Annotated in this window: 10 protein-coding genes; 5 read left to right on the forward strand and 5 right to left on the reverse strand. The window is 38.0% G+C overall.

What is annotated here, in order from left to right:
• Window positions 1–1,410 (reverse strand): folate/biopterin family MFS transporter, encoded by a 1,410-nt coding sequence (gene fbt / locus EA365_00925; protein ID TVQ48893.1) that lies wholly within the window; start codon window positions 1,408–1,410, stop codon window positions 1–3.
• Between the two features lie 126 nt (window positions 1,411–1,536).
• Between fbt and EA365_00930 the strand changes: the two genes are divergently transcribed.
• Both EA365_00930 and EA365_00935 read left to right on the forward strand, forming a co-directional pair.
• On the forward strand, window positions 1,537–2,394 hold the full coding sequence (locus EA365_00930; GenBank protein ID TVQ48902.1) for a universal stress protein: 858 nt from the start codon (window positions 1,537–1,539) through the stop codon (window positions 2,392–2,394).
• 219 nt (window positions 2,395–2,613) lie between these two features.
• Entirely contained in the window at window positions 2,614–2,925 is a 312-nt protein-coding gene (locus tag EA365_00935; protein TVQ48894.1) for a hypothetical protein, read from the forward strand.
• Window positions 2,926–2,949: 24 nt separating this feature from the next.
• Here EA365_00935 and EA365_00940 read toward each other — a convergent pair whose 3' ends face one another.
• Genes EA365_00940 through EA365_00950 form a run of 3 tightly spaced genes read right to left on the reverse strand, consistent with a single transcriptional unit; the run spans window position 2,950 to window position 5,628 of the window.
• The gene (locus EA365_00940; protein ID TVQ48903.1) at window positions 2,950–3,411 is read right to left on the reverse strand and encodes a lipoprotein signal peptidase; all 462 of its coding nucleotides are present in this window, start codon (window positions 3,409–3,411) and stop codon (window positions 2,950–2,952) included.
• Window positions 3,395–4,453: a hypothetical protein gene (locus tag EA365_00945; protein TVQ48895.1), complete on the reverse strand. Its 1,059-nt coding sequence runs from the start codon at window positions 4,451–4,453 to the stop codon at window positions 3,395–3,397. Before EA365_00945 ends, EA365_00940 begins: the two co-directional genes overlap by 17 nt.
• Window positions 4,450–5,628, reverse strand: a complete 1,179-nt coding sequence (locus tag EA365_00950) for a HEAT repeat domain-containing protein (protein ID TVQ48896.1) — start codon at window positions 5,626–5,628, stop codon at window positions 4,450–4,452. The genes EA365_00945 and EA365_00950 overlap by 4 nt, the downstream gene beginning before the upstream one ends.
• A gap of 54 nt (window positions 5,629–5,682) precedes the next feature.
• On the opposite strand from EA365_00950, the gene EA365_00955 reads away from it, so the two are divergent.
• Together EA365_00955 and EA365_00960 are read left to right on the forward strand one after the other, a co-directional pair.
• Window positions 5,683–6,423, forward strand: coding sequence for an HAD family hydrolase (locus tag EA365_00955; protein ID TVQ48904.1), 741 nt, complete (start codon window positions 5,683–5,685; stop codon window positions 6,421–6,423).
• A gap of 62 nt (window positions 6,424–6,485) precedes the next feature.
• Window positions 6,486–7,733: a methionine adenosyltransferase gene (locus EA365_00960; protein TVQ48897.1), complete on the forward strand. Its 1,248-nt coding sequence runs from the start codon at window positions 6,486–6,488 to the stop codon at window positions 7,731–7,733.
• Window positions 7,734–7,774: 41 nt separating this feature from the next.
• Here the strand turns inward: EA365_00960 and EA365_00965 are convergent, their stop codons facing one another.
• On the reverse strand, window positions 7,775–8,557 hold the full coding sequence (locus EA365_00965; protein TVQ48898.1) for a hypothetical protein: 783 nt from the start codon (window positions 8,555–8,557) through the stop codon (window positions 7,775–7,777).
• A 97-nt stretch (window positions 8,558–8,654) separates the two neighbouring features.
• On the opposite strand from EA365_00965, the gene pgl reads away from it, so the two are divergent.
• A complete protein-coding gene (gene pgl, locus EA365_00970; protein ID TVQ48899.1) occupies window positions 8,655–9,365 on the forward strand; it encodes a 6-phosphogluconolactonase in 711 nt (236 codons plus the stop codon).
• The last annotated feature ends 185 nt before the right edge of the window (window positions 9,366–9,550 follow it).

The raw sequence follows: 9,550 nt of genomic DNA on the forward strand, positions 1-9,550 counted from the left end.
TTAGGATTGTTTAGTTGAATTGATGAATTCTGGAAAAACATCAGGTAGAAAAGATTGTTCTCCAGATGCTTTGTTATGTCCGTGTTCCCATACCTCTACAGGTGGGAAAGAGGTTGAGGAGACGATTTCTTCTTGCTTTGAAGGTAACCACCCCAGAAAAGGTAACGGTATCAGATTAGAGAGATTGGTAATTAACAGTAATAACCACAACAGCTCAAAATTAGTCTCGGTTACTCCTAAAAAGTGAGTAAGTAAAGCCCCTAACTCATTGGATAAAAAGCCAGCTAAGTTAAGGATAGACATTAATAGAGCAAATAAGGTCGCTTCTACTCCCACAGGACAAAGACGGGCTGAGAGTACTAATATAGGCATAAAGGCGATTTGACCCATTACCGTTAGTACGAGACTATCTCCTAAGCTAAACCATTGGTCACTGATACCAATCACTCGGTTAGCGTGAGTAACTAGTATTAGAGAAGAAAGACCAACAATAGTAGAAAGTGCTGTTGTCCAACCTAAAATTACTCGGAAGGGTATTTCTTTACAGTAGCGTTGATATAACCAGATACCCAATAAGGTAGCTAGACTACTGACTAAGCGAACTCTTCCTAAAAATTCGGGTTGAAATTCTAGTTCATTGGTTAGGAAAAAGAAAAAAGCCGCTTCAGCGTTAGGTGTGGATTGCCAAATAAAGATAAACGCTGTAGGTAACCAAATCGAACGTTGACCAAAAGCTTGAGTTAGTTTTGTCCAAGAGTCTTTGATTATTACTAGTTGGGGTTGTGTAGTTTTTTCTCTAGGTTGTTCCCTGATTAACCCTGAAATTGCACTTACTAATAAGGGAAAAATAGCGGTAATGGCGAAAATCATCTGTGTTGTTAACTTTTCTAGTAGCCAACCACTCAGATAAGCGGTAATTAAACCTCCTAATGCTGCTGTTCCCCAACTGAGAGATTGTAATGATCCTACCTCAGCGTTGCTCTCTTTTCTCGCTCTTTCCACAATTAAAGAGTCAGCAATCACATCGGCGATCGCCACTGACACGGAAATTAGTAACATCGCTGCTGCTGCTGTTGCTGCTTGTTGGACTATTGTCGCTAAAGCTAACCAGCCCATTGTACCGAGGATTCCCGAGAGGAATAGATAGGATCTGCGTCGATATCCCAAGAGAGGAAAAGCATCGGAAACAAACCCCAATAGAGGTTTAATTACCCAGGGAATCACCGCTATTCCCGTTAAAGCTGCTACTTGTGCTGGATTTAAGCCTAAATCGTCTTTAAGAAAGAAACTTATGGCTAATCTAGCTAAGCCTAGTATTCCTTGTACGAAATAGACGCACAAGATACCCCATAATTCTAGACTTGGTTCGTTATTAAACAGAAGCTTCTTCTGCACAGTATTAAGAAACATGAATATTTTTGAAGATTTATTATAATTATAGCTGATTGGCTTATTCGTAATAAGTTGTTAAATTTTCTCGTCAAAAATAGCAGTATTCTAAAAAACGAAAGCTATAAATTAGATGGTTTAACAACGATGATCAACAAGATTTTATACGCAGATTCCGGAACAGGACATACTCAGGATATGCTCAAGGTTTTACTAGATTTACCAGCGATCCAACGTGCCCACTTCACCCTTTTACACGTAGTACCACAGCAGACTACGAGTGATGCTACCACGGAAAAACTAGCCGAAGGTACTAAATTTCTAGCTGAAGAATTAAAAAGCCTCAATATTGCTCCTAGTCAAATCGATACCATATTAAAACAAGGTGAACCAAAAGATACGGTATGTCAAGTAGCAGAGGAAATAGACGCCGACTTGTTGATTATGGGTTCACGTGGAATCAAAGGTTTAGAAGCGATTCTCGGTAACTCTGTGAGTCAATACGTCTTTCAATTGACTAATCGTCCTATGTTACTAGTGAAAGATGATATCTATGTGCGCAAAATCAAACGAGTTATGATAGGTTTAGATAAATCTGCTACATCAGAATATTGTCTGGATTTAGCTATACATCTGTTTAAAGACTATCCCGATGTGCAATTATATTTAGTGAGAGTTAATCCTGATCTCAAACCAGAATTACTCCCTCTCTCTAAAGCAGAAACAGAAAATAACCCCGTTTTAGCACCAGCGATCGCTAAAGTTAAAAGAATGAGCTTAAACTATAAGGCGATCGTTACTGGTGGTAAACCGGGAGAAGCACTCTGTGAAATAGCATCTGAAAATAACGTAGATTTACTGATGATTGGAGCTCCCGATCGCCGTCCATCTATCGCTAAAACTCTACCAGATTTAGACCGTTTACTCGGAACATCCCTATCTGACTATATCCGTGTTAACGCTACTTGTCCAGTGTTATTAACTCGTCGAGAAAATAAATCATAAGTTACCTTAATTCCCACCCCAGGGGTAAGACAAAGGTGATCAGGAGAAAAAGTGGACAAGGAAGTATTTATTTACATATATTATCTCCCTTGTCTGCCTGTCTTCTTTCCTTCTAAGTCTCGTCTTAACCGAAATGTTAAATCAAATAGGCACTTTAAATTTTGGCTGAGATAGACTAAAGTTAAGTTATCAGATTTAGCTTAGACACGGATTAAAATAATGGATGTCAATTTACAAAAATATCGCATGGTTTGTACCTTAAGTTTTGGTGATATTTATGGTCAAATCATCGTTTGGTTAATCGTTATCTTCATCAGCTTAGCTGCTAGTTTAGCTCTTTGGAGTAGTACTCGTCAAATCTACGCTTTAGCTACTTTAGCTTTAATCGTAGTCTTGTCTTTACCTTTCTTGTTATTCGCTTTTGTGACTACTTTACTCAATCACATTGAATTTATTCCCGCAGAAGAAACCCAAACTACGCGCAAATCTTCAAAATCTCTGAGTGGAAGAACTTCTCCTCAAACAAGTTAGTAAGTATAAGGGCGTTTTGCGCCCTTACTCCTTTTTAGGTGAAAAAAGCAAGATTAATAATAAGAAAATACCGATATTAATAAAAGTATCCGCCAAATTAAAAACAGGAAAATTAATTAAGCGAAAGTCGAGAAAATCTACCACATAACCAAATAAAAAACGGTCAATTCCATTACCAAAAGCTCCGGCTAAAACAAAACCATAGGCTAACTGTTCTAAAACTAACATTTTTGGTGCTAATAAACCAAACAAAATTAAGACTAAACTAACAATTAAAGATAACCATCTTAACCAGGTTACCCCACCTGGAAACCTACCAAAAGCTGCACCAGTATTAATCACATAAGTAAAATGAAAAACATCTGGTACAAGTGGAATAGTATCTCCAATATTCGGAAAATTCAGCACTACTATATATTTAGTTACTTGGTCAAGAATTAAACCAATTATCGCTACCAACCAAAAGAATTTATTTCTCTGTAAAATGGCTGAGATAGTCTTTAATTTGCTCATATTTTTGCCTAACTTGTTGATTAAGGAGTAAATCTCTGGCTTGATTAATCCCTCTAGCCAAATCAGGAGCAACACCACAACGCCAAAGATAAAAACCTCCATTCCAAATAGTAACTGACATTAATTCTGTTTCTTCTCCCTTTAAAACTGCTAGAGTTTGTGATAATAATTCTTCCCTTGAGTCTAGGACAATTTCCCGAGTATTAAGATTATATTCTTTAGGATTAACTTTAAGATAACTAAAACCTGTCTCAGAAGAATCAACCCCGACAATCGTCGTTTGAGAGAGACGTAAATCACAACTTCCCTCTAAACCCTTAACCAGAATATAATTATCTTTTCCCGTTAAAGTTAAAGCTTCTCGAATCATGGTTTCTGTGGGAGGATGAACATAGCCTACAATTAAGCGGGTTTTACCTTGATATGGTGACCAAATTAACTCTAAAGTAGCTAAAGGTGGACGTTTACCGATTTCCTCACGATAACTAACTAATTGTTGAGTTGCGGGAAAATGTTTAACTGTATAAACAAAGCTAAAACCAGTTGCTTGTAATAATTCTTGTACTTGAGTCAAAGATAAATCTGTAAAATCTAAACCCAATCCCCCCCAAATATCTACTAAAGGAATACCATATTTAGTAGGCATACAGTCTCCACCGTGCATTAAAGTAGGAATACTTGCGGTAGCTAAAATTAAAGCAGTCAGATGATTAACAGGAGTAGTGCGACTCCTACCATCATAAGGAATACCAAAAACCGTTACAGGTGGAAAAGATTCGGGTAGGGGTGTTAATTTTGGTCCTAATTGACTATAGGTATCCAACATCCCTGCTAATTCTATCCCAGTAGGTCTTTTTATGCGATGAGCGATGAGAAAAGCTCCAATTTGAGCAGGGGTTGCTTTTTGCTCCAACATCATCTCTAGGGCTGTAGCTGCTTCTTCTCGGGTTAAATCTTTATGTGTGTGTTGACCACTACCTACTTTTTTCAGTAATTCGCGAAATTCTTGACTCATGATTGGATTTTATCTATAGCATTACGGGCGTGTAGTCTGACTCCTGTATTTCTATCCTTAGCTAGGTTTTCTAGAATAGGAAGAGTGGAAGTTAGGTTTAATTGTCCTAAACTATAAGCTAGGGTTTGTTTAATGGTGGTATCTGTGAGTAAAGGGGAGTTAGATTGAGCAAATTCTGTTAAGATTACTCCTGCTTGATTTTTTAGGGTTATACTTTGTATTCTAGCTAAAACTGTGATTATTTCGCTTATGGCTGGTTGTTCTAGTAAAGATAGGGATTGTTGGAGATAGTTTAAACTTTGTGCGGTTTCTAACCATGCTAGAGATTGAATAATCGTTAACTGTAAGGGTAGAGGAGTTAGGGGAGATTCTAGGGTAGAAAATAACACAGTTGCAGCTAGAGGATCAGAAAACTTACTCAGAGCGATCGCCGTTTGTTGACATACTTCTAGAGAAACATCTTGTAATAACGGTTGTAAGGCTCTGATTAATTCCTCTTCCTCCCTAACAGAAACTCTTAAACCCAAAGCGATTACAGCTTCCTTACGCACTACTGCTGCTAAATCTGTCAAAGCATCAAGAAGAATAGGGGTAAGGGTGGGTGCGCCAAAACTTCCTAAAGCTTCTATTGCTATAACACGTACATTTACATTCGTATCTTTTACTACTGTTAATAAAGGTTCGATTACTTCCCGAGTGCGAATCTGTGCTAAAGCGCGAGTAGCTAGGAGACGATATTGAGGATAAGATAACAGAGTTACCAAAGGAGCGATCGCCCTTTTCGAGAAACTAGCTAGAGTCATCGCGGCTATTTCCTGTAACTCTTCTACTTCCGTGGTTACCAACAAATTAACTACAGCAATAATTACTTCAGGTTCAGGGAAATTAGCTAGAATTTTACCCGCAAACCATCTCACCTCAAAATCTTGTTGTTCATCTTCTAAGATAGTGAGCAAAGGTTCAATAGCTATTGTGCCTAACTTAGGTATAATTTTAGCCACATCCCAGCGTTGTTGAAAATCTCCTTGAGCTAAAATAGTTAGACTCAAATCCAGGATAGTAGTTAACTCTGATTCAGAGACATTGTCTAAGCATAATTGTTGTAGGTAGTAATTAGCACTAGTCCAGTCATTTTGCTTACAAACTAGTTGAGCTTGTTCTAAAATTGTTGACATCTAAAGAGCAATATTGGCTTTAAATTAGTTTAGCCCAAAAAAAGGAGAATGACTGTGTTTACGGTGGTATGTAAAAATGTACAATTTAACAATATTCAAGGGATTATCTTTGATAAAGATGGTACATTAGCTGATTCTCAACAGTTTCTCTTACAATTAGCTCAAGCCAGAGCAAGAGCGATTAATGAGATTATACCTGGTATAGAACAACAGTTACTCCAAGCTTTCGGTATCAAAGATCATACCCTTAACCCTATGGGTTTGATGGCTGTAGGTAGTCGCTTAGAAAATGAAATAGCTTCGGCTAGTTTAATCACTTTAAGGGGTAAAAGTTGGTTTAATTCCATGGCGATCGCTCGTCAAGCCTTTCTTGAAGCAGACAAACGTATTCCTGACCGCGCTGATATCTCCCCAATCTTTCCAGAAGTCAAAGATTTACTGCAATCCCTATCCCAAAGAGGCTTAAAATTAGGTATTTTATCAGCTGATTCTACCCTAGGGGTTGAAGCTTTTATCGAGAAACATCAGCTTTCTGACTATATCCAACTAGCTATGGGGGTAGATTCCCCATTAACCAAACCCAATCCCGAATTATTTCGACTTGCTTGCGGTAATTTAGGGATTCCTCCCCAAGCTACCCTTATGGTAGGAGATTCTCCAGGAGATTTAGCCATGGCTAAAGAAGCTCAAGCTGCTGGAACTATTGCTATTACTAGAGATGAACAATTTACAGAGCATCTAAAGCAAGGGAGCATCATTATTAATAATCTTCAAGAACTTGCCATATTAACTTAATCATCTTACACTTAAACCTTAAAAGATAATTAATGTTATTACCATACGAGGGCTAAATCAAATTGTCTCACTACCTATTTAGTTCAGAATCAGTAACAGAAGGTCACCCCGATAAGGTTTGCGACCAAATTTCCGATACTATTGTAGATGCTCTCCTGGCTGAAGATCAACATAGCCGTATTGCAGCAGAAGTTGTTGTTAATACTGGATTGGTCTTAATTACTGGAGAAATTACCTCTCAAGCTCATGTTAACTTTGTTGACTTAGCTAGAAAAAAAATTGCTGAAATTGGTTATACAGACGCTAAAAACGGTTTTTGCTCCAATAGCTGTGCTGTTTTACTCGCCATAGACGAACAATCCCCCGATATTTCTCAGGGAGTAACTCTAGCTAAAGAGCAAAGAGATAAACTCAGTGAAGATGAATTAGATCAAATCGGTGCGGGAGATCAAGGTTTAATGTTTGGTTACGCTTGTAACGAAACACCAGAACTAATGCCTTTACCTATTAGTCTAGCTCATCGTATCTCTCGACAATTAGCTTATGCTCGTAAAAACGGAGATTTACCCTATTTAAGACCTGATGGTAAAACTCAAGTAACCATTGCTTATGAAGATGGTAAACCCGTAGGCATAGATACCATATTGGTCTCCACTCAACATACAGAAACTATCGGTGAGATAACCGCAACTGATGCAGTACAAGCTAAAATCAAAAGCGATCTCTGGGAAGTAGTAGTTAAACCTGTATTTGATGATCTTGAGCTTAAACCCAATAACAACACCCGTTATTTAGTTAATCCTACTGGTAAATTCGTGATTGGTGGACCTCAAGGTGACGCGGGATTAACAGGACGTAAAATCATCGTTGATACCTACGGTGGTTACTCTCGTCATGGTGGTGGCGCTTTTTCTGGTAAAGATCCCACCAAAGTAGATCGCAGTGCTTGTTATGCTTGTCGTTATGTAGCTAAAAATATCGTGGCTGCAGGTTTAGCTGAAAAATGCGAAGTCCAAGTTAGTTACGCTATTGGTGTGGCTCGTCCCGTCAGTATCATGGTAGAAACCTTTGGTACAAGTAAAGTTGCCCAAGAAAAACTTCTAGAATTGGTTAAAGCTCATTTTGACCTACGTCCCGCGGGAATTATTCAAGTATTTAATTTACGCGGTTTACCTGGTGAACGTCAAGGACGTTTTTATCAAGATGTAGCAGCATATGGTCATTTTGGACGTAATGATTTAGATCTACCTTGGGAACAAACTGATAAAGCAGCTTTATTGAAAGAAGCAGCTATGAGTCTAGCAGTTTAAATAGTTTCTAACTCCCGTAATGCGGGAGTTTTTTTTAAGGCTTATTGTACAGAAGGACGAGTTTTACTTTTAGCTCCCAGCAGATTTTTCAGACCAAACCAACCCAAAATACTATAAGCGATCGCTAATAATAAACTATTTAAACTGATACGCGCACTTTGTTTAAAGGCTTCTAAATTAGTTTCAGTGATTCTGGCTAATTTGTCAGTGTCTAATTGGGTTTGTAATCTGCTTAATTCCTGCTCTAATAGTTCGGGATTATCGGCAAAGTTTTGAAATTGAGTTAATCTTTGTCTTTGTTCCTCTAATTGTAAGCGTTGTTCTGCTGATAACTCTTGCTCACTATTAGCAATTTGGTCAATCTCAGCGAGTCCTTGTTGTAACCTTTCTGCTGCATTAGGACTGGTAACTAGTTCTTTAATCTGATTATATTGATTCTGAATCTGTGCGTCTGATTGCTCAGCTTGTTGATTGATTCTAACTAAAGCGATTCTTCTAGCTTCATTCACATTACGTATATGTATAGGTACTAGCAATAAGTAACCAATTCCCATAATCGCAGCTAGAGTAAAGAAAAGCATTCTGATATCAAAGCCTTTTTTCTTCTTTTTGCTTGGTGTTTGCTCAACAGCACTATCGAACCAATACCCTAGTAAAAATAAGATGATACCTAATAATGGTACAATCCCCCTATCTACCACACTAGCCACAAATTGTAACTGCCAAGCCGATTCAAATAGCCTGATGGGAATAGCAAGAGTGATAAAATCAATAAAAGCAGAAACGATAAAAATTATCCCCGTAACCTTTAAAATTAAAGACATATATCTGGTGTTAACTATGCTGTTCATTGCTATCCTTTAAACTATATTTGGGTAAATCTATTTTAGGTTATCTTGAAAATATCACAATTGGTAAATTATGGAAAAACACTTAGAGATTTTAGCAGATAAGTCATCCCTAATTGGGCGAGCTTTAGCACTAGTAAAGGCTAAAATTATAGCAACACTAGAGGTTAAGGAAAAATGCCGTATCGCTTTAGCAGGAGGAAATACCCCTAAACCCCTCTACGAAGCGATCTCTGCTACCTCATTACCTTGGGATAAAATTGAGGTTTTTTGGGGTGATGAACGTTATGTTAGCCCAGATGATCCTCAAAGTAACCAAAAAATGGCTCGGTACGTCTGGTTAAATAAGGTAAATTTTCCTGAAGCTAATATTTATCCTATGCCAACTGATTCAGGAAATCCTAGTTTAGATGCTCAAAAATATGAGACAGCATTACTAGAAGCTTTTGGTTTGGCAGTAGGAGAAATACCAGTTTTTGATCTTATTTTCTTAGGAATAGGAGATGACGCACATACAGCCTCTCTATTTCCGAAAACTCCAGCATTGACAGTAAGCGATCGCTTGATTACAGTAGGAAATAAGGATGGTCAACCTCGTTTGACTTTTACTTACCCTTTAATTAATGCTGCAGATTGTGTAATATTTTTAGTTACAGGTGCGAATAAACAACCTGCTTTGTCACAAATTTTTGCACCAGAAGCCGATGGAATGTTATACCCTGCACGTTTAATCAAACCTCAAGGGGAATTATGGTGGTTACTAGATGGTGCGACCCGTTTCTAGAGAGGTTTAAACTCTAGACCTCAATACCAGCAATGGTTTGAGAGAACTAACCGATTGATGAAGGTTAAATTCCTTCTCTCGTAGTGCCGAGTAAAAGCATTCAGGATAGGCGTAAGAATGGTTATCAACCGTCTAAAGCTCCTGGAAAAGCAGATAAGCTGATAGTTCCGTTGGTGACTCTGCAA

Origin of the sequence: Gloeocapsa sp. DLM2.Bin57, from assembly GCA_007693955.1 — a bacterium.
Taxonomy (GTDB): Bacteria; Cyanobacteriota; Cyanobacteriia; order Cyanobacteriales; family Gloeocapsaceae; genus Gloeocapsa.

Excerpts from the sequence above, each read along its gene's own strand:
- EA365_00950 (TVQ48896.1), bottom strand. The coding sequence starts at position 5,628 with ATGTCAACAATTTTAGAACAAGCTCAACTAGTTTGTAAGCAAAATGAC.
- EA365_00965 (TVQ48898.1), bottom strand. The coding sequence starts at position 8,557 with ATGTCTTTAATTTTAAAGGTTACGGGGATAATTTTTATCGTTTCTGCT.
- EA365_00935 (TVQ48894.1), top strand. The coding sequence starts at position 2,614 with ATGGATGTCAATTTACAAAAATATCGCATGGTTTGTACCTTAAGTTTT.
- EA365_00945 (TVQ48895.1), bottom strand. The coding sequence starts at position 4,453 with ATGAGTCAAGAATTTCGCGAATTACTGAAAAAAGTAGGTAGTGGTCAA.
- pgl (TVQ48899.1), top strand. The coding sequence starts at position 8,655 with ATGGAAAAACACTTAGAGATTTTAGCAGATAAGTCATCCCTAATTGGG.
- EA365_00930 (TVQ48902.1), top strand. The coding sequence starts at position 1,537 with ATGATCAACAAGATTTTATACGCAGATTCCGGAACAGGACATACTCAG.
- fbt (TVQ48893.1), bottom strand. The coding sequence starts at position 1,410 with ATGTTTCTTAATACTGTGCAGAAGAAGCTTCTGTTTAATAACGAACCA.